The sequence below is a fragment of the Mycobacterium innocens genome, assembly GCF_900566055.1.
GTDB classification, from domain to species: Bacteria; Actinomycetota; Actinomycetes; order Mycobacteriales; family Mycobacteriaceae; genus Mycobacterium; species Mycobacterium innocens.
Genome location: NZ_UPHQ01000159.1, coordinates 1 through 21,871 on the forward strand (window position 1 = coordinate 1; position 21,871 = coordinate 21,871).

Here is a 21,871-nt window from a genome sequence, read left to right on the forward strand (position 1 = left end):
GACACGCAGATGAAAGCCCTTGAAACCGAACATATCCTGACCCGCCACGACTTCCACGGCGAATGGAACTACACCCTCAGTCCCAGACCGCGACACGCCGACAGCGACCTAGATTAATTTATCGCAAGCGCTAAGCGCTTAGCGGGTGCTTTCGTCACCGCCACGGTCGGCGGACACCGTCGATTCCTCGGTTGCCTCGGATTCGGCGTCGTCGAACGACTCGTTGACGCCGGACTCCTCATCCGGGTAGTCGACGGCCTGCTCCTCTTCGGGGTGCGCGTCGGGCTCTTCGTCGGCTTCGCCCTGGTCGTGGTGGCCCGCGTCCCGGTGCTGGCGTTCCCTGATGGCGTCGACGATCAGCAGTATCACGCCCAGCACGCTGGCGCCGATACACACCCACGCCACCAGCACGTTGCTGGTGACCACGGCGAACACCAGCGCAACGAGCCCAATCAGGGCCAAAACCAGGGCAATGATCAGCATGGGTCATCCTCCCGCCGGCGAGCAGCAACTAAACGTACCAAGCTCGAGCAGCAACTAAACGTACCAAGCTCGCAGCACCGGCCCTGCAGCCCGGCGAGTGTGCGGCCCGTGTCGAGCTAGTTGTTACCCCGGTTGAACTGGTCGAAACCGCCGGCATCGGCGCTGGAATCGACCGGTGCCGCCGAGCCACGCTGACCGAGTTCCTCGAGCTGGGATTCCAGGTAGGTCTTGAGACGGGTGCGGTACTCGCGCTCGAACGTGCGCAGCTGCTCGAGCCGGCCTTCCAGCACGGTGCGCTGCTGATTGATCGTCCCCATGATCTCGGAATGCTTGCGTTCGGCGTCGGCCTGCAGGGCGTCGGCCTTCTCCTGGGCCTGCCGCAGCTGGGCCTCGGACCGGGCCTGGGCATCCGCAAGCATCGCGTCGGCGCGCTGCCGGGCGTCGGCAACGGTGGTCTCGGCGGTGTGCCGAGCCTCGCTGACGATCTGCTCGGCGTTGGCGCGAGCATCGGCCAGCATCTTGTCCGACTCGGCCTTGGCGGTGGCGGTGAGGCGGTCGGCGGTGTCTTGGGCCAGGCTCAGCACCCGGGCCGCCTTGAGGGCCTGCTCCTCGTTGGTTCCCGTTGGAGCCGGCCTGACCGGCTCGGGTTCGGGTTCGTAGACCGGCATCGCCTGCGTGGCCGCGGCGGTCACGCCGGCACCGGCGCCGCCGGAGGCCAGCTCGGCGTCCAGCTCGGCGATCCGCTGGCGCAGGTCGGAATTCTCTTCGATGAGCCGGGTCAGTTCGTTTTCCACCAGGTCAAGGAAGGCGTCAACCTCGTCTTCGTTGTACCCGCGCTTGCCGATAGGCGGCTTACTGAACGCCACATTGTGGACGTCGGCAGGTGTAAGCGGCATTGTTTGTCCCCTCGAGTTCCTGGACGGTCAAACGATCTGGAAAGTGTAGAACGGAGCGGTAGCCGTCGTGCAACTACCGTCCATCCTGTCACACCAGACTCGGCGGTTGCCGATTGGACTAAATAAATAAGGGCCAATTTCAATCTCTGAGGCAAATAAATCACATTTCTTAGATTTGAAAATCCCGCGCCCAAACTTGTCTCCGAATCGTGGCCGAACCGTCGCCCAACTATGTCCGGGCAATGACTGCACGGCTCAGGCCGCGGCGCCGAACGCCAGCTGCATCCCGATGAACGCCACCAGTAGCAGCACCATGATGGACAGGTCGAAGCGCACCGCGCCGATGGTGAGTTGCGGGATCAGCCGGCGCAGCAGCTTCACCGGTGGATCGGTGATCGACATGATGATCTCGAGGATCACCACCGTCAGCCCGGTCGGGCGCCAGTCGCGGCTGAATGAGCGGATGAACTCGACAACGACCCGCGCAATCAGCAGCAGCCAGAAGATGAACAGCGCAAACCCAAGGATCTGAAAAAACAGCACCAACGAGAGCCCGACCTTACCGACGAGGATGTGAATGTGCCGTCCGTGAGGCCGGCAAGCGCAAGCCTACCGACTCGGCCGACGGACACACATGTGGTGCGATCGCCGGCGGCCGGGCCGGGCCGCAACCAGCCCGGCGGGCTCAGCTGCCACCCACCGGGCCGTGCATCGTCAGATGCGGCTATTGGTAAGCGCAGAAACCGGTTTCGGCGATCCGGCGACGCTCCTCCGGGGTCACGTCGACGTCCGCGGGCGACAGCAGGAACACCTTCGTGGCGACCTTGTCGAACGAGCCGCGCAACGCGAAGGCCAGACCCGCCGCAAAGTCGACGAGCCGTTTGGCGTCGGCGTTGTCCATCGACACCAGGTCCATGATGACGGGCGTGCCGTCGCGGAACCGCTCGCCGATAGTGCGCGCCTCGCCGTAGTCCTTGGGCCGCAGCGTGGTGATCTTGGACAGCGGGTGGCCTTCCTCGAACATCATCGCCATCCGGCGCGGGTCCATCGCCAGCGCGCCGCGAGTGGAGTTGCGCAACCATGAGCCGAAGCGCGGCCGTGCCATGTCGGGGCGGTCGAACTCGCGGGGCGGGAATCGCGGTTCGTCGGGATACCCGCCGCGATAGCTGCTGGGCGGCGGATAATCGGCCGGCTCGCCGCGCAAGTCGCCACGCAGATCCCGGCGGGGGTCACGGGGATCCCGGGGGTCCTCGTAGTCGCGTCCTTCATAACGGCCGTAATCGTCTTCGAATCGGGGCCGCGAATAACCGCGTGAGGGCGCGCGGTCGTCGTAATACTCGTCGTCGTATTCCTCCATCGGAGCCATACCGAAGTAGGCCTTGACCTTGTGCAGTGTGCTCATCGATTGACCCCTTCTAGCCCTGGGTTACCTGTTGTCTGTGATGAAGGTGTGACTACAGTGACTATTCACGGTGACCGTAACCGCCGCGGACCCAATAGCGCGGTACCGACACGCACACACGTCGAACCATGTTTGACGGCGGTTTCGAAATCACTGGACATGCCGGCGGACAGTCCGACCGCCCGGGGGAACGACTCGCGCACCCTGCTGTGCTCGGATTGCAGCCGGTCAAACGCCTCGTCCGGATCCCAGTCCAGGGGTGGGATGCCCATCAAACCGACCAGTTCCAGGCCCGGTGACTCGTCCACTTGCGCGCAGATCCGATCCACCGCTCCGGGCGCGGTGCTGTCCACACCGCCGCGTGACACGTCGCCGTCGAGGCTGACCTGGACGTAAACCCGCAACGGATGGTCGCGACGGCGTTCGGCCAGCGCCGCGGTGACCGCCCGATCCAGCGCCGTCACCAACCGCGGGCTGTCGACCGAATGAGCGGTGTGCGCCCACCGCGCCAGCGAACGCACTTTGTTGCGCTGGATTCGTCCCACCATGTGCCAGTTGATGCCGCCAAGCCCGGTCCTCGGCGGTGCCGCCAACAGCCGAGCCACTTCGGCCGCCTTGGCCGCAGCTTCCTGTTCGCGGGATTCGCCAACGGCGCGACAACCCAATCGGCACAAAATCACAACATCGGTTGCTGGAAAGAATTTGGTAATTGGCAGAAGTTCAATTTCGCCGACATTACGACCGGCCGCCTCGGCCGCGGCCGCGAGCCGGGACCGCACCGCGGCCAACGCGTGCGTCAATTCCGATTGACGGTCTGCCTGCGCCGAAAGATCCACCACCATCACGGTCATTCCATCCACACCAAAGACGCCAGCCGCCCGGTGGGGGCGCCGCGTCGATGGCTGAACAACGTCGGGTCTGCCACCGTGCACCGGGGGTCGACGTCGATCGACGTAATGCCCAGACCTCTTAGCTGGCAAGCGATTCCGGCGCGAAGATCGAGTGCGGGCGTTCCGGCCGACGTGGTGGTGCGGCTGCCCGGCAACGCCGCCTCGACCTCGTCGGCCATGGCGGCGGGCACTTCGTAATTGCGGCCGCTGGCCGCCGGGCCCAGCAGCGCCGAAATGTCGCCGGCCCGGGCGCCCAGATCGAGCATCGCCTCGACCGCGCGGGCCACCACCCCGTGCTGTGCACCGACCCGGCCGGCATGAACCGCCGCGATGACACCGGTACGCGCATCCGCCAGCAACACCGGCACGCAGTCGGCCGTCAACACCGCCAGCGCCAGCCCGCGGGTGCCGGTCACCAATCCATCGGTGCCCACCCTGCCGCCGACGGCGGCGCTCTGCGGCGCGTCGACCACCGCGATCCGGTCACCGTGGACCTGATTCATCCACACCACCCGCTCGGCGAGCAGCCCGATGGCCGCGGCCAGCCGGGCCCGGTTGGCCGCCACCGCAGCCGGGTCGTCACCGACGTGGTCGCCGAGGTTGAAAGTGTCGAACGGCGGCCTGGACACACCGCCCGCCCGGGTGGTGATCACCCGGCGGATGCGAACGCTCACCTTCCCAGTATCCGAATCCCGGTGCCCGCCAGGTTGCACCAATGTCGCGCCGCAGCCGGTTCGTCGCGCACTGGCAAGCAAATCGAGATCCTCAGCGGCGCATGAAGGGCGGCACATCGACGTCGTCGTCATCGCCGCCGATGCTCAGTGTCGCGCCGTTGGTGTGCAGTGGCACGCTGACGGCGTCGACCGGCTCGAACAGCGTGGAGGTGAGCTTGCCGGCCCTGGCCGACTCGATGCGGTGCGCGCCGCCCGTCTCGGCCACCCCGGGAGGCTTGCGGCTGGCGCCGCCGGCCTCGAAGCCGGCCGCGATCACCGTTACCCGTACCTCGTCGCCGAGTGAGTCGTCGATGACGGTGCCGAAGATGATGTTGGCGTCGGGGTGAGCGGCGTCCTGCACCAGCGAGGCCGCCTCGTTGATCTCGAACAGGCCCAGGTCGCTGCCGCCCGCGATCGACATCAACACGCCCTGCGCGCCCTCCATCGAGGCTTCCAGCAGCGGCGAGTTGATGGCAATCTCGGCGGCTTTCAGCGACCGGCCATCACCGCGGGCCGAGCCGATGCCCATCAGCGCGGTCCCGGCGCCGGACATGATGCCCTTGACGTCGGCGAAGTCGACGTTGATCAATCCCGGCGTGGTGATCAGGTCGGTGATGCCCTGCACACCGTTGAGCAGCACCTCGTCGGCGCTGCGGAAGGCGTCCATCAGCGACACCGCGGCATCGCCCATCTGCAACAGCCGGTCGTTGGGAATCACGATCAGGGTGTCGCAGCTCTCCCGCAGTGCCGAGATGCCGTTTTCGGCCTGGTTGCTGCGCCGCTTGCCCTCGAAGGAGAACGGCCGGGTAACGACGCCGACGGTCAACGCCCCGAGTTTGCGGGCAATGCTGGCGACGACGGGTGCCCCACCGGTTCCGGTGCCGCCGCCCTCACCGGCGGTGACGAACACCATGTCGGCTCCGCGGAGCAGCTCCTCGATCTCGTCCTTGGCGTCCTCGGCGGCCTTGCGTCCCACCTCCGGGTCGGCGCCGGCGCCCAGCCCGCGGGTCGAGTCGCGGCCCACGTCGAGCTTGACGTCGGCATCGCTCATCAACAAAGCCTGCGCATCGGTGTTGATCGCGATGAACTCCACGCCCTTGAGTCCCTGCTCGATCATCCGGTTGACGGCGTTGACGCCGCCGCCGCCGATGCCCACGACTTTGATGACGGCCAGGTAGTTATGCGGGGGGGTCATCATTCGTCTTCCTCCCTGAAGGGAAACTCGGTTCCTCCTGCGGTGTGTCTGCTTGCAAACTCTCAACCTCAACCATAGATTTAGAGTTATGTCAAGTACTTCCGCGTAACCAGAACCGTATGGGTACGACGGGTGCTAACCGTGCAGGCGCGCCGACGCGTCACCGGCAAATTTTTTGTGGGCCGGCTCGCTGCGCCCCACGTCATTTCACGGTCGGCAAGTCCGGGCTGGACACGTCGTAGGTCCGCCCGGGCTGGGTCAACAACGCCGCCAGCTTCTCGGCCTTCTCCTCGGCACGGTCGGTGGTCCCCCAGATCACCACTCGCCCGTCGGCCAGCGCGAGGGTGATCGAGGACACCGAGGGCGCCGCGATCCGGCCCACCTGGCCTGCGACCTCGGGACGCAGCGCGGTCAACACCTGCAACGCAGCCAAGGTGGCGGGATCCGTCGGGCCCGGATTGTCCACGTCGATATACGGCAGCCCCGGTGGCGGCGGACCGGTCGCGAAATCCACGCCGTCGCGGTCGAACAGGTGCGGCCCGTCGGGAAAGTCCTTGACCACCACCGGAACCCGCTCCACGATGGTGATCCGAAGCGCCGACGGGTACTGCCGCTGTACCCGGGCGCTGGCCACCCGCCGGATCGCCGCCACCCGGTCGGCGACCTGACTGGTGTTGATCTGCAACAACGGCGTTCCGGGGCGCACCTGGGCGGCGTCGAGAACCTCCTCGCGGGTCACCGCGCCGACGCCGACGACGACGATGTTGCGTGCCGACATCGCGGGCGTGAAATACAGGATCAGCGCCAGCCCCACCCCGACGACGAGTAACACCACGGTGGCCAGCAGCATCTTCAATCCCTGAACAACGCCGCGCGCAACGGGTTTGGGCTCTTTGACGACTTGCCCGCGGGCCCGTCGTTTGGCCTCGCGCCGGGCTTGCTCGATGGCGATGGCGCGAGCCTGGGCGGCACGGCGCTCGGCACGTTCGCGCCGGGCCCGCCGGCGCGGGCCCTCGAATTCGTCTTCGGCTGCCGACTGCTGGGCGCCCGGCGCCTCGGACGCCTCGGTGGTGAGTGGCTCGGTGACCGCTTCGGCACCGACGTCTGCCGAGTCGCCGGCGACCACGTCGACCGGGCTGCCTTCGTCGGGTTGGGTCACTGCAGAACTCCTGGCCGGCCGGGCGCGCCGCGATTGGCCTGCACCAGCAGTGCGGACACGATCTCCGGACCCAGCAGGGTGACGTCTCCGGCGCCCATGGTGACGATGACGTCACCCGGGCCCGCTGCGGCGGCAACCTCGCCGGCAACCGCCGAGAAATCCTGAAGGTAGCGCACCGGTACGCTCACGTGCTCGGCGACGCTGGCTCCGCTGACGCCGGCGAGCGGTTGTTCGCGGGCGCCGTAGACGTCGAGCACGAATACCGCGTCGGCGGCGCTGAGGGCGCGACCGAACTCGGCGGCGAAAGCCTTGGTGCGCGAGTACAAATGCGGCTGGAAAACGACCAGCAGCCGACCGGTGCCCCCGTGCTGGACGACCGAGCGCACGGCCGCCAGCGTGGCGCCGATCTCGGTCGGGTGGTGGGCATAATCGTCGAACACCCGTATCGATCCCACCGTGCCGACCAGCTCGAATCGACGGCGCACTCCCTCGAAACCGGCCAGGCCGTCGAGCACCTCGTCGATCGCGGCGTCCACTTCGATCGCCGCCAGCAGCGCACCCAGTGCATTGAGCGCCATGTGCCGTCCGGGCACCGCGAGCCGCATCACCCGCGGGTGCCGCTCGCCGGCCAACCGGATATGCGCCACGGCTTCGGTGCCGCGCTGTTGCCAGGACAGCAATGTCGCGGCCAACGGCGCACCGGCGGTTTCGGCCGACCCGTAGCCCAGCACCCGGATTCCCAGCTCGGCGGAGCGTCGGGCCAGTGCGGCCGCGCCGGGATCGTCGGTGCACACCACCAGCGCGCCCCTGGGCGCCAGCCGCTCCACGAAGGAGTCGAACACCCCGACATAAGCCTCAGTGCTGCCGTAGAAGTCCAGGTGATCGGACTCGATGTTGGTGACCACGGCGACGTTGGGGGTGTACTCCAGCAGCGAGCCGTCGCTTTCGTCGGCTTCGGCGACAAAGCAGTCCCCACTGCCGTGATGGGCATTGGTGCCGGCCTCGCCCAGTTCACCGCCCACCGCGAACGAGGGGTCGCGCCCGCAGTGCTGCAGCGCGACGATCAGCATCGACGTCGTGGTGGTCTTGCCGTGCGTTCCGGTGACCATCAGCGTGGTGCGGCCGGCCATCAGCTTGGCCAGCACTACCGGCCGCAGCAGTACCGGGATGCCGCGGCGCCGGGCTTCGACCAGTTCGGGATTGGTCTTGGGAATGGCGGCACGGGTGGTGATGACGGCGGTGACGCCGCCGGGCAGCAGGTCCAGCGACGCCGCGTCGTGCCCGATCCGGATCAGCGCGCCGCGCGCCCGCAGCGCGTGCAGACCGCGTGACTCCTTGGCGTCCGAGCCCGACACCAGGCCGCCGCGGTCCAGCAGGATGCGGGCAATGCCCGACATGCCGGCTCCGCCGATGCCGACCATGTGGACCCGCTGCAGTTCGGGCGGCAACCGCTCGGTGTTCACTTGGGTCTCCTGGAGGCTCTCCTGGACCGAGCCCACCGCGCGGTGTCCAGCGCCGCCTGGGCCACCCGCCGGGCCGCATCACGGTGTCCCACCTGCGCGGCGGCGGCCGTCATCGCCGCCAGCCGGGGCGGATCGGTGAGCAGCCCGGCGACTTCGCGGGCCACCAGGGCCGGGGTGAGGTCGGCGTCGGCAACCACCATGCCGCCGCCGGCGTTGACCACCGGCAGCGCATTGAGCCGCTGCTCGCCGTTGCCGATCGGCAGTGGCACGTAGATGGCCGGCAGCCCCACGGCCGACACCTCGGCGACCGTCATCGCCCCGGAACGGCAGATCACCAGGTCGGCGGCGGCGTAGGCCAGATCCATCCGGTCCAGATAGGGCACCGCGACGTACGGCGGGTCACCGGCATCGGGGGTGCGCAGCTCCAAGACGTTCTTGGGCCCGTGGGCATGTAGGACGGACACTCCCGCGGCGGCCAGGTCGGCCGCGGCCGCTGACACCGCCCGGTTGAGCGAGACGGCGCCCTGTGAACCGCCGAACACCAGCAGCACCCGGGCGTCGTCGGCGAAGCCGAAGTGCGCCCGGGCCTCGGCGCGCAGCGCCGCACGGTCCAGGGCGGTGATGGCCTGCCTGACCGGAACCCCGACCACCTCGGCCCGCCGCAGCCCGCAATCCGGCACCGCCGACAGCACCCGGTCGGCGCTGCGGGCACCCACCCGGTTGGCCAACCCGGCCCTGGCGTTGGCCTCGTGGATCACCACCGGGATACGGCGGCTGCGCCTGCGCATGCCGGGGATACCCCGCGCGGCCAGGTAGGCGGGCAGCGCGACATACCCACCGAAACCGACCACGACGTCGGCGTCAACCGCGTCGAGCACCGCCCGGGTCTCCGCGACGGCACGCCACACCCGCGGCGGCAGCCGGGCCAGGTCGCCACTGGGTTTGCGCGGCAACGGCACCGGGGTGATCAGCTCCAGGTGATAGCCGCGGGCGGGCACCAACGTCGTCTCCAGCCCGCGGGGGGTGCCCAACGCGGTGATCCGGACATCCGGCTCCAGGGCGCTGAGCGCATCGGCGACGGCCATCGCGGGCTCCACATGGCCGGCGGTGCCGCCGCCGGCAAGCACGATCGACAGCGATGGACCGTAGTCGGTCACCCTCTGCCCACCAGCCGGCTCCCTGACCGAGTCGTTCACCCGTAACGCTGACCTTCCAATGCCCGAACCCGACCTGCCTGACGCTGGCCGGCGTACCGCTGACCCGCTCTATGATGCTCCCCGGCAAGCGGGTGGTGCCCCCGCCCCGGCGCCTGCGCGGTACCCGCGGACCGGCGAACCGGCCGATCGGCCCGGCGCGGCAACGCCGGTCGCGCCGGCTCCCCGGGTTTGCGAACCGCCTTGGGCGCCTTCCGCGCGGCCGGCTGTTTGGCCGGCTGCCTGGCCGGCTGTTTGGCCGGTTGCGGGTGCGGGCGCTTGCGGTCACGAAACGCCTCGAGGCGGGTCGGCACGTAAGGCTTGGGTAGCGGCAGCCGCAGCAATCGGTTCACTGTATCGTCGCGACCCGCGCGCAGCGCGGCCACCGCCTCGGGTTCATGCCGCGCCGCGTTGGCGATGACGCCGATCATCGACAAGGTGGTGGCCGTCGAGGTGCCACCGGCCGAGATCAGCGGCAGCTGCAGCCCGGTAACCGGCAGCAGCCCGATCACGTAACCGATGTTGATGAACGCCTGTCCCAGCACCCACAACGTGACGGTGGCGGTCAACAGCCGCAGAAACGGGTCGGCCGACCGGCGAGCGATCCGCATGCCGGTATAGGCGAACAGCCCGAACAGTCCCAGCAGCCCGAGCGCGCCGATGAAGCCGAGCTCCTCGCCGATGATTGCGAAAATGAAGTCGTTGTGGGCGTTGGGCAGATAGTTCCACTTGGCCACACCCTGGCCCAGGCCGTCGCCGAAGATTCCACCGTGAGCCAGCGCGAACTTGGCCTGCCGGGCCTGGTAGCCCGAGTCCATCGGGTCGTTGTCGGGATCGAGCCAAGACCGCACCCGGTCGGACCGGTAACCCGCGGTCATCGCCAGGATCGCCGCGGAGATGACGACCGCTGCCAGTGAGCTGGCGAAAACGCGCAGCGGCAACCCCGCGTACCACAGCAGCCCGAGCAGGATGATGCCCATCGACACCGTCTGTCCCAGGTCGGGCTGCGCCACGATCAACGCCAGCGCCACGACTGCGGCCGGCACCAGCGGAATCAGCATTTCCCGCAGCGACGCCCGCTCCATCCGCCGGGCCGCCAGCAGATGCGCACCCCAGACCGCGAACGCCATCTTGGTCAGCTCCGACGGCTGCATCGAAAAGCCCGCCACCACAAACCAGCCGCGGGAACCGTTGGCTTCCTTGCCGATTCCCGGAATCAGCACCAGCACCAACAACACAATGGTGAACGCGAAGGCGGAGAAGGCGATGCGGCGGAGGAACTGCACCGACATGCGTAGCCCGACGTAGCAGCCGATCAGACCGACGACGGTCCACAAAACCTGCTTGCCGAAGATCACCCATGCCGACCCGTCGTCGTCATAGGACCGCACGCCGGAGGCCGAGAGCACCATGATCAGGCCGAGCGTGGTGAGCAGCGCGGCGACGGCGATGATCAGGTGAAACGAGGTCATGGGCCGGCCCAGCCACACGCCGAACCGGGTGCGCGGGCCGGCCTGCTCGGGCTTGGCCCGGGATTTCTCGCCCGACTTCTCGCGGGACTTCTCGCCCGACTTCTCGCCGGTCTGCTCACGCGCCTGCTCGTCCGGCGAAGCCGCAGCGTCGACCTGCTCGTCAGGCTGCGCCGTCTCCTCCGGCTCGGCCGGCCCGTGGGCGGTGGCAGTGTCGGCAGTGTCTGCCTTGCCCCGGCGCATCAGCCGGGTGAATGCGCTGCGCACGCCGCCTACCGGACCGCGGCGCGTACCGCGGCCGCGAACGCGTCACCTCGGTCCGCGTAGCCGTCGAACTGGTCGAACGACGCGCCGGCCGGCGCCAGCAGCACCGTGTCGCCGGGCTTGGCCATCTCTTTGGCCGCGGCCACCGCGGCGGTCATCACGCGGGCCCCGAGCGGTTCGACGGAATCATCAACTTTTGTCACATCAGCATCACAAGCCACAGCCATATCAGCATCCTCGCCTGCCACAACCTGGACGACGGGGACATCCGGCGCGTGTCGTGATAACGCCTCGGCAACCACTGCCCGGTCTCGGCCGAAGAGCACCGCTCCGACCAGCCTCGATGCCATGCTCGCCACCTCGGCATCCACAGAAGCGCCCTTGAGCAGCCCACCGGCCAGCCAGACCACCCGCGGGTAGGCCAGCACCGACGCCTGCGCGGCGTGCGGGTTGGTGGCCTTGGAGTCGTCGACGTAAGTGACGCCGTCGACGACCGCCACCACTTCCGAGCGGTGGCGCCCGACCTGAAACGAGGCGATCGCGTCCGCGATCGCCTCGGCGGACACCCCGACAGAGCGGGCCAGCGCGGCCGCGGCCAGCGCGTCGAGCACCCCGACCGGGCCGGGCACCGGGATGGCGGCCACCGACAGCAGCGGCAGGTCGGCGGCGAAGGCCCGGTCAACCAGGTAGCCGTCGCGCACACCCAGCTCCCCGGCCGCGGGCTCACCGAGCCGGAAACCGGCCCGCACCCGCGCCGGCGCGGTCTCCAGCAGCGCCGCCGCCCGGGGATCATCCAGCCCTACCACCGCCACCCGGCCGGTCAGCACCCGCGCCTTGGCCTCGGTGTAGGCGGCCATGGTGCCATGCCAGTCCAGGTGATCTTCGGCGATGTTGAGCACCACGCCGGCCTCCGGCCGCAGCGACGGCGCCCAGTACAGCTGGAAACTCGACAACTCGACGGCCAGCACATCGGTGGGCTGGTCGAGCACCTCCAGCACCGGGCTGCCGATGTTTCCGCACAGCACGCTGCGGCGGCCGGCCGCGGTCAGCATGGCGTGCAGCATCGAGGTCGTGGTGGTCTTGCCGTTGGTGCCGGTCACCACCAGCCAGCGGCGCGGCGGCCCGTAGCGGCCCGCCGCGTCCAGCCGCCAGGCCAGCTCCACGTCACCCCAGATCGGCACACCCGCGGCGGCGGCCGCGGCCAGCACCGGCGTCGTCGGCTGGAACCCGGGGCTGGTGACCACCAATGCATACTCGGCGATCTGTGCTACCGCGACCGACGGCTCCACCGTCGCCACACCGCCATCGGAATAGGGCTGCAGCATCACCGGATCGTCGTCGCACACCGTGGGCGTCGCGCCGAAGCGGGTCAGCGCCGCCAGCACGGCGCGGCCGGTGACGCGGCCACCGGCGATCAGTACCGGCGCGCCCGGCACCAGGGAGCCAAGCACGTCAGGCACCGATCGCAGCCAGATATTCACCGTAGAACAAGGCCACACCCAAACCACTGCTGATGGCGGTGAGCAGCCAGAAACGGATGATCACCGTGGTTTCGGCCCAGCCGACCAACTCGAAATGGTGGTGGAAGGGCGCCATCCGGAATACCCGGCGCCCGGTCGTGCGGAAAGCCAGTATCTGCAGCACCACCGACGTGATCTCGGCGACGAACAGCGAGCCCAGCACCACCGCCAGCAGCTCGGTGCGGCTGGTGACCGAGAGCCCGGCGATGACACCGCCCAAGGCCAGGGAGCCGGTGTCGCCCATAAAGATCTTCGCGGGTGCGGCGTTCCACCACAAAAAGCCGATGCAGGCGCCGGCGGTCGCGGCGGCGATGAGCGCCAGATCCAGCGGGTCCCGCACGTTGTAGCAGCCCAACCCGGGCGCGGTGACGCATGCGTTGCGGTATTGCCAGAAGGTGATCAGCACGTAGGCGCCGGTGACCATCGCCATGCAGCCGGCGGCCAGCCCGTCCAGGCCGTCGGTGAAGTTGACCGCATTCGACCAGGCGCTGACGACGACCACGCAGAACAGCACGAACAGTGCCGGAGCCAGCGTGACCGTGGCGATCTCACGCACGTAGGACAGCTGTGCGCTGCCCGGCGTGATGCCGGCCGGATTGCGGAACTGCAGCACCAGCACCGCGAACAGCACGGCGGAGGTGATCTGCCCCACGGTCTTGGCGGTCTTGTTCAGCCCGAGGTTGCGTGACCTGCGGATCTTGATCATGTCGTCGAGGAATCCGACCCCCCCGAGCGCGGTGGCCAGGCCCAGCACCAGCAAACCCGACGCGGAGATGCCTTCGCCGTCGAACGCCAGACCGGCGAGGTGGGTTCCGAAGTAGCCCGCCCAGACGCCGGCCAGAATCGCCACACCGCCCATCGACGGCGTGCCGCGTTTGCTGTGGTGGCTGGGTGGGCCGTCGTCGCGGGTGTGGTGACCGAAGCCCTGTTTGGTGAACAGCCGGATCAGCGCCGGGGTGAGCAGGATGGAAACCGCCAGCGCGATGGCGACGGCGATCAGGATCTGTCTCATGGGTGTGCGCTCCCGCGGTTGCCGGCGCCCCCAGCTGGGCCGTCCGAGACCAACGCGTCGGCCAGGGCTCCCAAGCCTGCCGAGTTCGACGCCTTGACCAGGATCACATCCCCGGGTTGGACTTCGGCGCGCAACAGTTCCAGCGCGGCGTCGGCGTCGGCGACGTTGACGGCCCCTCTATCAGCCCCAGCTCCCCACGCCCCTTCCAGGACCGCTCCGTGGTGCATGGCGCTCAGCGACCTCCCGGTTCCCACGACAACGAGTCGAGACACATCTAAACGCACCGCGAGCCGGCCGACGCGGTCATGCTCGGCAATGGCGTCCGCGCCGAGTTCAGCCATCTCACCCAAAACCGCCCAGCTGCGCCTCTTGACGGGGAGGTCGGACCCGGTGCCGGAGCCGCCGTGGGCGATCCAGGCCAGCGCCTGCAGACCGGCCCGCATGGAGTCGGGGTTGGCGTTATAGGCGTCGTCGATGACCGTCACCCCGTCCGCGCGGGTGGTCACCTGCATCCGATGCCGCGACACCGGACCGGCGCCGCCAAGCGCGGTTGCCACCTGATCGAGGGTGGCACCGCATTCCAGCGCGACGGCGGCCGCGCACAACGCATTGGCGACTTGATGGTCGCCGTAGACGCCCAGCCGGACTTCGGCCTGGGTAGCACCGGCGTGCACGGTGAACTGCGGCCTGGCCAGCTCGTCCAGCGACACCGGGCCGGCCCATACATCGCCAGTGCTGCCGCGACTGACCCGCACCACCCGCGCCGCGGTCACCTCGGCCATCGCCGCCACGGCCGGGTCGTCAGCATTGAGGATGACCACCCCGGATTGCGGAACAGCTTGCGGCAGTTCCGATTTCGTTCGCGCTATGGCCTCGCGGGAGCCGAATTCGCCCAGGTGTGCGGTGCCGACGTTGAGCACCACCCCGACGGCCGGGGTCGCGATCTCGGCCAGCGCGGCGATGTTGCCGGGGTGGCGGGCCGACATCTCCAGGACCAGGTAGTCGGTGTCGCGGCCGGCGCGCAGCACGGTCCAGGGATGACCCAGCTCGTTGTTGAAGGATCCGGGCGGGGCAACCACCACACCCAACGGCTCCAGCACCGCGGCCACCAGATCCTTGGTCGACGTCTTGCCCGACGAACCGGTGATCCCGATGATGGTCAGCCCGCCGGCGACCAGTTCCGCGGCCACCGCCTTGGCCAGTTTCGCCAGCGCGGCCAGGACGGCCGCGCCCGACCCGTCGGCGTCGTGCTCTAGCACTCCGGCCAGCGCGCCCTCGGCCGGGGACCGCTCCGGGGCCACCACGATGGCCGGAACACCGACCGGCCGGGCGGCCAGCACGGCGACCGCCCCGGCCGCTGCCGCCGACGCCGCATAGTCGTGTCCGTCAACATGGGCGCCGGGCAGCGCCAGGAACAATCCGCCGGGGCCGACCGCGCGCGAGTCGAACTCGACGGTCCCGGTGACGCGGCGTTGTGCGGCGTCCTGCGGCGAGATATCGGCCAGCGTGCCGCCGACGATGTCGGCGATCTGAGCCACGGTCAGGTCGATCATGGGCGTGTCTGCCCGGGTCTGGGAAGCCCGCCGGCCTCGCGCGCGGTCAACGCCTCGGCTAGTTCCACCCGGTCGTCGAACGGGCGGACCTCCCCGGCGCCGCGCTGGCCGGTTTCATGGCCCTTGCCGGCGACCAGGACCACGTCCCCGGGGCCGGCCCAGGCGACCGCGTGCCGGATCGCGTCCCGTCGGTCAGCGACCTCGACCACCTCGGCAGTGCCACCAGCCGCCGCGGCCCCGGCCAGGATCTCCCGGCGGATCGCCGCGGGGTCCTCGCCGCGCGGGTTGTCGTCGGTAACGACGACCAGGTCGGCCAGCTCCGCGGCGACGGCACCCATCGGGGCGCGCTTTCCCGGGTCACGCTCGCCACCGGCGCCGAACACCACCGCCAGCCGACGGTCCGGGCTCGTCAGCGTGGTCAACACCGCCCGCAAGGCCCCCGGCTTGTGCGCGTAGTCGACGAGAGCCAGGAAATCCTGGCCGCGGTCCACCTGTTCCAGGCGTCCGGGGACCCGGGCCTGCCGCAGTCCCGGCGCAGCCTGTTCCGGCGAGACCCCGATACTGTCCAAAATCGCCAGTGCGAGAAGGCAATTGGCGATGTTGTAGTTGCCCGGCAAGCCGATGCGCACCCGGTGCTGGACGCCGGCCGGGTCAACGGCGGTGAATTCCTGTCCGGCGGCGCCCATCGGCACGACGTCGACGGCGCACCAGTGCGCGGCCCGATCGCGCGCACTCACGGTGATCGCATTCCCGGCCCGCTCGGCAATCGCGCGCCCGGCGTCGTCATCGACGCACACCACGACGGTGCCGGCGCGCCGCGTCGAGGCCGGGTCGAACAGCAACGCCTTGGCCTCGAAGTAGTCCTCCATGGTGGGGTGAAAGTCCAGATGGTCACGCGACAAGTTGGTGAAGCCGCCAACGGCGAAGCGGGTGCCGTCCACCCGGCCCAGGGCCAGCGCGTGGCTAGACACCTCCATGACCACGGTGTCCACGCCGCGTTCGGACATTTCCGCAAGCATGGCCTGTAAGGCGGGGGCCTCCGGTGTGGTCAGCGCACTCGGGATGTCGGCGCCGTCGATGCGGATGCCGATGGTGCCGATCAGCCCGGCGACCCGACCGCCGGCCCGTAAACCGGCCTCCACCAGATAGGTGGTGGTGGTCTTGCCCGACGTTCCGGTGATGCCGACGACCGTGAGCTGCTCGGACGGGCGGCCGTACACGGTGGCGGCCAGCCCCCCGAGCACGCTGCGCGGTGCCGGATGCACCAAGACCGGCACGGTCGCCGCGTGGGCACCCATCGCGGCGACCCCGTCGGCGTCGGTGAGCACCGCGACCGCCCCGCGCTCGATGGCATCGACGGCATGACGGGCGCCGTGTGTGGTCGAGCCGGGCAGGGCGGCGAACAAGTCGCCGGGCTGGACGTCCTGGGCACGCAGTGTCACGCCGGTGACTTGCACATCCCGGAAGGTTTCGGGGTAATCCGCGGTGGCGTCTGGTACCGCGCCCGTCTGCGCCGCCAGTACAGCCAGCTTCACCCCCGCGACGGTACGAGGGCGTAACCCTTTGGACATCGACTCCGCCATTGGCACCACCTCCGTCCGATCGCAGATGTTGAGAGATCGCCATGGTCGGCGTTGACACCCTACCTAGACGCACCCGCTCACCATGTGGAGCCGCGCCTGCGCTGGACGGCGGCAGCCGCCCGGCTCGCGTCGATCGCGGTGATGCCAGGTCAGTGCAGCCGCGGAGACGCACCCGGGATCAGCCGTGCCCGGCGGGCATCCCACAGCCGCCGGATCCGGCACCCGCCGATGCCTCCCGACCTCCCATTGCCGGACACCAACCCGCCGGAACCCTCTCGACCGCACCGCAAGTGCCGGCCGGTGGGCCTTTGGATCAGCCTTGCTCGCCGAGCGCGCCCTAGAGCAGCCCGCCGCGCCCGCTGGTCCCGTCGGCGCCGGCCGGGACGCCCGCACCGCCCCGGCCACCGGCACCGCCGGTGCGCCACAAACAACCAGCCGGCGGCACCGCCGGCTCCCACAGCAGGGCATTGCCGCCGTTGCCGCCGCCACCGCCGCCCGCGCGGACCCCCGGGGTGGCCTCAGGTGGCCTGCAAGACCAGCGGCGGCCCCGGGTCTGGTGAGAGCGGCACGTTTTCGCGTTGCATCAGCCAGCCGGCGATGTTGTGGAACAGCGGGGCCGCCGAGTGGCCCGGGCTACCGTCGGCGTTGCGCTCCGGGTTGTCCATCATCAGCCCGATCACGTAACGGGGATTGTCGACAGTGGCCATCCCGGCGAAGGTGATCCAGTAGACGTTGTCGAAGTAGCAGCCACAGGCGGGGTTGATCTGCTGTGCGGTCCCGGTCTTGCCGGCCATCTGGTAACCGGGCACCGCCGCCGCCGGGCCGGTGCCCTGCTGGTAGCCCATCGGGTCGTGCTGTACGACGGCGCGCAACATCTGGCGCACGGTCTGGGCCGTCTGCGCCGACACCACCCGGACGCCGTCGGGACGCGGTTCCTCGGTGCGGGTGCCGTCGGCTGCGATGGTCGCCTTGATCATCCGAGGAGGTATCCGCACACCGTCGTTGGCGATCGCCTGATACATGCCGGCCATCTGCAACAGTGTCATCGAAAGACCTTGGCCGATAGGAAGATTCGAGAAGGTGCTGCCCGACCACTGGTCGATCGGCGGCACCAGCCCGGCGCTCTCACCGGGCAGGCCGACGCCGGTGCGCTGACCCAGCCCGAACTTGCGAACCATGTCGTAAAAGCGTTCCGGGCCGACGCGCTGCGCCAGCATCAGCGTGCCGACGTTGGACGACTTTCCGAACACGCCGGTCGTGGTATAGGGCATCACGCCGTGCTCCCAGGCGTCGTGCACGCTGACCCCGCCCATCTCGATCGTGCCCGGTACCTGCAGCACCTCGTCGGGGTCGGACAGCCCGTACTCGATGACCGACGACGCGGTGATCACCTTGTTCACCGATCCCGGTTCGAAGGGTGACGATACGGCCGGGTTGCCCAACTGCTTGTCGCCCTGGCGCCCGATGTCCTGGGACGGGTCGAAGGTGTTGTCGTTGGCCATGGCGAGCACTTCGCCGGTCTTGGCATCCAGTACCACGGCTGAGACGTTGTGGGCCCCGGACAGGTTCCTGGCCTGCTGCACCTGCTGCTGCACGTAGAACTGGATGTCGTTGTCGAGCGTGAGTTGGACGGTGGAACCGTGAACCGCCTTGTGCCGGTTGCGGTAGCTGCCGGGGATGACCACGCCGTCCGATCCGCGGTCGTAGGTGACCGAGCCGTCGGTTCCGGCCAGCACGGCATCCATGGAGTCCTCCAGACCCAGCAGACCGTGGCCATCCCAATCGATCCCGCCCACGATGTTGGCGGCCAGCGATCCACCGGGGTACTGGCGCAGATCCTGGCGCTCGGAGCCCACCTCGGGATACTTCTCGGAGATGGCGCCGGCGATCGCGGGATCGACGGCACGTGCCAGATACACGAACGCATCACTGCTCTGCAGCTTCTTCAGCAGCGTTGCGGCGTCGGGCTTGTTGTTCAGCTTGCCCGCGATCTCCCTGGCGATGTCCTTGAGCCGCTGCTGCGGGTCCGGGGCAGCGCGGGACTTCTTCTTGGCCTCCTCCAGCTGCTGGCGGACCCTCTTGGGCTGGAAGGTCAACGCACGCGCCTGGATGGTGAACGCCAGCCGGTCGTTGTGCCGGTCGACGATGGCGCCGCGAACCGCCGGTTCGACGTCGGTGACCTTGAGCTGGCCGGCCGCCTGGGCGCGCAGGTCCGCGGCATTGGACACCTGCAGGTAGAACAGCTGGGTCGCGGCGACCATCATCAACGCGATAATCACCGCGTTGCCGGCCCGATGCCGGAAGACAAACGACGCACCGCGGGTCGCCACTTCCACTGCCTGACGGGTCCGCCGTTGCCCCGCCGGCCGGCCGGGTGGGGCTGTTTCGGCGCGCACCGCGACGCGGGTTTTATTGGCTTCCTTGGCTTTCCGGAGCCGGTTGGGCGCCGGGGTCTCGTTGACCCGGTGATCACTGAGCTTCTTGGTAGGCTTCTTGGACCGCTTCGGCTGCCGCTGGTCCTGGGACTGCCGCCGTTTGCGCGGACCACCCGTCGATGGCGCCGGGCGAATGCGCCCGCCGCGGCTCACCGCGGCCCCCCGGGCGCCGCCGGGACCGTGGGAGTCACCGGGACGAACTGTTCGCCGTTGGACGGCGCCGGTGGTGGAATCGGCTGCGGTGCATGCACGCTGACCGGGGGCGCGGGCGCTGCCGGAGCTACCGGAGTCATGGGGGCCGCAGGTGCCGGCGGTACGCCGAGCACCGGCGCCGCGGTGCCCGATTGCAGTGGTATCGGTACCTCAGCTGGTACCGGGGCCGGCACTTGACCGGGCAGCTGCACCGGCGCGGCGGGCGCCGAGCCGACGGGTGCCGGCGGCTGAAGCTGCAGCGGGAGCTGTCCCGGCACGCCCGGCGCCTGGCCCGGTACCGCAACCGATCCCGGCACTCCCGGCGCCTGGCCCGGTACCGCAACCGATCCCGGCACGCCCGGCGCCTGGCCCGGTACCGCAACCGATCCCGGCACTCCCGGCAGCTGGCCCGGCAGGTGGTTGCTGTCGGCGCCCAGCGTCGATGCGCCGTCGGGAGTGCGGGGCAGCAACTGCGGGCCGGACCGGGCAGGCGGGGTCTGGTCACCGGGGCCCGGCAGGACCCGAACCGGAACCTCCGGGGGAACCACCGGCGGTTTCGGAGGCGGCGGCGGACCTTCTTCCGGCAGTTTCGTGTTCAGCGGGGGCGGCGGAACACCGTCAGCAGGCTTGGGGGTTCCCACCACCACCCAATTGCCGTCGGGCGCCTGAACCAAGTGGGCGGTGTCCCTGGTCGGAATCATGCCCTGCTTGCGGGCCGCCTCTGCCAGTGCCGGCGCAGACCCGGCCTCACGAACATCGCGCTCCAGCGCCTCCTTTTGCTGCTGCAAGATCCGCGTCCGCTCCCGAGCGTGGCTTAGCTGATACGAACGCTCGGCGGCATCGGTCGACAGCCACAAAGTCAGCGCCAGCCCGACGCCGAGCGACCCGATCACCAAGACCACAAACGGGACCTTGCTCAGCAAGGTGCGGGGGCGCAGGTCGACCGATGCCAGCCGGACGGCCAACCGCTCGCTCAATTTGGGTCGCACTACCTTGGGCGCCTTGGCTTTTCGGGCCTTGGCCCGAGCTTTGGCCTGACTGGTGTTCTTGGGCCGGGCCGGACGGTCGACGGGCCGGGGCATCGGACTGGTCTGCGGTCCCGACTTCGGCATCCGCGCCTCGCGGTGCGGCGCCGTGGTCTTGCCCGCCCGGGAGCGACGCGACGCCGAGTCGGCTGCCGGGTGCCGGTTGGTGGCAGCGGAACGATCGCCTCCGCCGCGACGATCGCTACCGCGGCGGTTCCCCGGCACCCGAGCTTCGCGCTTCGCCGTCATGAATCGCCCTTCCCGGTCGCGTGCTGCGGTTCCGCCTCATGGTCAATACGTTGCAACGCCCGCAGCCGCACCGCGGCGCTGCGTGGATTGCGTTCCATTTCGGCCGCATCCGCGCGTTCGGCGCCGTGGGTCAGCGACCGAAACCGCGGTCCGTGGCCGGGAAGCTCGACCGGAAGCCCGATCGGTGTTCTGGACGCGACCGCGTCGGCGAACACCCGCTTGACGATCCGGTCCTCCAGCGACTGGTAGGCCATCACCACGATGCGTCCGCCGACCCGGAGTGCGGCCATCGCAGCGGGAACGGCGCCGCGCAGCGAGTCCAGCTCTTCGTTGACCGCGATGCGCAGAGCCTGGAAGGTGCGCTTGGCCGGATGCCCGCCGGTGCGCCGGGCCGCAGCCGGAATCGCCTGGTAGACAACAGCAACCAGCTCGGAGGTCGACGTGAACGGCGTGTGTGCGCGCTGCCGGACGATACGCCCGGCGATGCGGCGGGCAAACCGCTCCTCACCGTAGCGCAGCAGGATATCGGCCAGCGCGGCCTCGTCGTAGGTGTTGACGATGTCGGCCGCGGTCAGCGGTGTGTCCGGGTCCATCCGCATGTCCAGCGGAGCATCCTTGGCATAGGCGAAGCCGCGCTCGGCACGGTCGAGCTGCATGGAAGAGACGCCCAGATCGAACAGCACCCCGTCGACCGATTCGACTGCGCCATAACCTAACTCGGCCAGTGCCGGTGCGAGACCGTCGTAGCGGGTGCGTATCAGTGTGATCCGCTCGGCGAAGGACGCCAACCGATCCCGGGCAATGTCCAGGGCGCTCGGGTCGCGATCCAGCCCGATGAGCCGCAGGCCCGGCAACTCGCGCAAAAACCGTTCTGCGTGCCCGCCCGCGCCGAGGGTCGCGTCGACCAGAATCGCCCCGGAGCCGTCCGGGTGGTGCCGGGTCAGCGCCGGAGCGAGCAGCTCGACACAGCGGCGCGCCAGGACGGGCACATGACCGAAATCCCTTGGGCCATCAGCCACCGTGACACCTCCCCGGGTGGGGCAATACCGGCCTGTCCACCAGTCTGGCCACCGTGGCGTCCCTGCACCGAGGTCCCTGTCCGAAGTCGCGAACCTGGCGTCGGGGAAGTACGCCAGGGTCGGTTCGGGCAGAGACCACGGTGCACGGACACGCAC

Annotated in this window: 18 protein-coding genes; all 18 read right to left on the reverse strand. The window is 69.3% G+C overall.

The annotated features are described in order from the left end of the window. Positions 1-138: 138 nt before the first annotated feature. Entirely contained in the window at positions 139-483 is a 345-nt protein-coding gene (locus tag EET03_RS15520) for a DUF308 domain-containing protein (protein WP_075544337.1), read from the reverse strand. A gap of 116 nt (positions 484-599) precedes the next feature. Further along, positions 600-1,379, reverse strand: coding sequence for a DivIVA-like cell division protein Wag31 (gene wag31, locus EET03_RS15525; protein ID WP_075544338.1), 780 nt, complete (start codon positions 1,377-1,379; stop codon positions 600-602). 255 nt (positions 1,380-1,634) lie between these two features. Next, positions 1,635-1,925: a YggT family protein gene (locus tag EET03_RS15530; protein ID WP_023364806.1), complete on the reverse strand. Its 291-nt coding sequence runs from the start codon at positions 1,923-1,925 to the stop codon at positions 1,635-1,637. Positions 1,926-2,103: 178 nt separating this feature from the next. Continuing rightward, positions 2,104-2,781 (reverse strand): cell division protein SepF, encoded by a 678-nt coding sequence (locus EET03_RS15535; RefSeq protein WP_075544339.1) that lies wholly within the window; start codon positions 2,779-2,781, stop codon positions 2,104-2,106. A 65-nt stretch (positions 2,782-2,846) separates the two neighbouring features. After that, positions 2,847-3,623: a YggS family pyridoxal phosphate-dependent enzyme gene (locus tag EET03_RS15540; protein ID WP_075544399.1), complete on the reverse strand. Its 777-nt coding sequence runs from the start codon at positions 3,621-3,623 to the stop codon at positions 2,847-2,849. Positions 3,624-3,628: 5 nt separating this feature from the next. After that, positions 3,629-4,345, reverse strand: a complete 717-nt coding sequence (gene pgeF / locus EET03_RS15545; RefSeq protein WP_208649061.1) for a peptidoglycan editing factor PgeF — start codon at positions 4,343-4,345, stop codon at positions 3,629-3,631. A 91-nt stretch (positions 4,346-4,436) separates the two neighbouring features. Then, the gene (gene ftsZ / locus EET03_RS15550; RefSeq protein WP_036415022.1) at positions 4,437-5,579 is read right to left on the reverse strand and encodes a cell division protein FtsZ; all 1,143 of its coding nucleotides are present in this window, start codon (positions 5,577-5,579) and stop codon (positions 4,437-4,439) included. Between the two features lie 202 nt (positions 5,580-5,781). Then, on the reverse strand, positions 5,782-6,738 hold the full coding sequence (gene ftsQ / locus EET03_RS15560) for a cell division protein FtsQ (RefSeq protein ID WP_099193574.1): 957 nt from the start codon (positions 6,736-6,738) through the stop codon (positions 5,782-5,784). Next, a complete protein-coding gene (gene murC / locus EET03_RS15565; RefSeq protein WP_063470527.1) occupies positions 6,735-8,201 on the reverse strand; it encodes a UDP-N-acetylmuramate--L-alanine ligase in 1,467 nt (488 codons plus the stop codon). The genes ftsQ and murC overlap by 4 nt, the downstream gene beginning before the upstream one ends. Continuing rightward, positions 8,198-9,397 (reverse strand): undecaprenyldiphospho-muramoylpentapeptide beta-N-acetylglucosaminyltransferase, encoded by a 1,200-nt coding sequence (murG, locus tag EET03_RS15570; protein ID WP_099193575.1) that lies wholly within the window; start codon positions 9,395-9,397, stop codon positions 8,198-8,200. Before murG ends, murC begins: the two co-directional genes overlap by 4 nt. Beyond that, positions 9,394-11,106, reverse strand: a complete 1,713-nt coding sequence (gene ftsW, locus EET03_RS15575; protein WP_425271529.1) for a putative lipid II flippase FtsW — start codon at positions 11,104-11,106, stop codon at positions 9,394-9,396. The genes murG and ftsW overlap by 4 nt, the downstream gene beginning before the upstream one ends. A 29-nt stretch (positions 11,107-11,135) precedes the next feature. Next, complete coding sequence (gene murD, locus EET03_RS15580) at positions 11,136-12,578, reverse strand: UDP-N-acetylmuramoyl-L-alanine--D-glutamate ligase (protein WP_075544344.1); 1,443 nt, start codon at positions 12,576-12,578, stop codon at positions 11,136-11,138. A 1-nt stretch (position 12,579) separates the two neighbouring features. Then, positions 12,580-13,659: a phospho-N-acetylmuramoyl-pentapeptide-transferase gene (gene mraY, locus EET03_RS15585; RefSeq protein ID WP_063470523.1), complete on the reverse strand. Its 1,080-nt coding sequence runs from the start codon at positions 13,657-13,659 to the stop codon at positions 12,580-12,582. After that, positions 13,656-15,212 (reverse strand): UDP-N-acetylmuramoyl-tripeptide--D-alanyl-D-alanine ligase, encoded by a 1,557-nt coding sequence (locus EET03_RS15590; RefSeq protein WP_099193576.1) that lies wholly within the window; start codon positions 15,210-15,212, stop codon positions 13,656-13,658. The genes mraY and EET03_RS15590 overlap by 4 nt, the downstream gene beginning before the upstream one ends. Continuing rightward, positions 15,209-16,795, reverse strand: coding sequence for a UDP-N-acetylmuramoyl-L-alanyl-D-glutamate--2,6-diaminopimelate ligase (locus EET03_RS15595; protein WP_075544346.1), 1,587 nt, complete (start codon positions 16,793-16,795; stop codon positions 15,209-15,211). The genes EET03_RS15590 and EET03_RS15595 overlap by 4 nt, the downstream gene beginning before the upstream one ends. Before the next feature lie 518 nt (positions 16,796-17,313). Continuing rightward, complete coding sequence (locus tag EET03_RS15600; protein ID WP_244232383.1) at positions 17,314-19,191, reverse strand: peptidoglycan D,D-transpeptidase FtsI family protein; 1,878 nt, start codon at positions 19,189-19,191, stop codon at positions 17,314-17,316. A gap of 188 nt (positions 19,192-19,379) precedes the next feature. Then, positions 19,380-20,696 (reverse strand): cell division protein FtsL, encoded by a 1,317-nt coding sequence (gene ftsL, locus EET03_RS15605; protein ID WP_099193577.1) that lies wholly within the window; start codon positions 20,694-20,696, stop codon positions 19,380-19,382. After that, on the reverse strand, positions 20,693-21,871 hold the full coding sequence (gene rsmH, locus EET03_RS15610; RefSeq protein ID WP_099193578.1) for a 16S rRNA (cytosine(1402)-N(4))-methyltransferase RsmH: 1,179 nt from the start codon (positions 21,869-21,871) through the stop codon (positions 20,693-20,695). The genes ftsL and rsmH overlap by 4 nt, the downstream gene beginning before the upstream one ends.

Excerpts from the sequence above, each read along its gene's own strand:
- ftsW (WP_425271529.1), bottom strand. The coding sequence starts at position 11,106 with ATGCGCCGGGGCAAGGCAGACACTGCCGACACTGCCACCGCCCACGGG.
- EET03_RS15520 (WP_075544337.1), bottom strand. The coding sequence starts at position 483 with ATGCTGATCATTGCCCTGGTTTTGGCCCTGATTGGGCTCGTTGCGCTG.
- mraY (WP_063470523.1), bottom strand. The coding sequence starts at position 13,659 with ATGAGACAGATCCTGATCGCCGTCGCCATCGCGCTGGCGGTTTCCATC.
- EET03_RS15540 (WP_075544399.1), bottom strand. The coding sequence starts at position 3,623 with ATGGTGGTGGATCTTTCGGCGCAGGCAGACCGTCAATCGGAATTGACG.
- EET03_RS15595 (WP_075544346.1), bottom strand. The coding sequence starts at position 16,795 with ATGGCGGAGTCGATGTCCAAAGGGTTACGCCCTCGTACCGTCGCGGGG.
- EET03_RS15590 (WP_099193576.1), bottom strand. The coding sequence starts at position 15,212 with ATGATCGACCTGACCGTGGCTCAGATCGCCGACATCGTCGGCGGCACG.
- ftsZ (WP_036415022.1), bottom strand. The coding sequence starts at position 5,579 with ATGACCCCCCCGCATAACTACCTGGCCGTCATCAAAGTCGTGGGCATC.
- wag31 (WP_075544338.1), bottom strand. The coding sequence starts at position 1,379 with ATGCCGCTTACACCTGCCGACGTCCACAATGTGGCGTTCAGTAAGCCG.
- ftsL (WP_099193577.1), bottom strand. The coding sequence starts at position 20,696 with ATGACGGCGAAGCGCGAAGCTCGGGTGCCGGGGAACCGCCGCGGTAGC.
- EET03_RS15535 (WP_075544339.1), bottom strand. The coding sequence starts at position 2,781 with ATGAGCACACTGCACAAGGTCAAGGCCTACTTCGGTATGGCTCCGATG.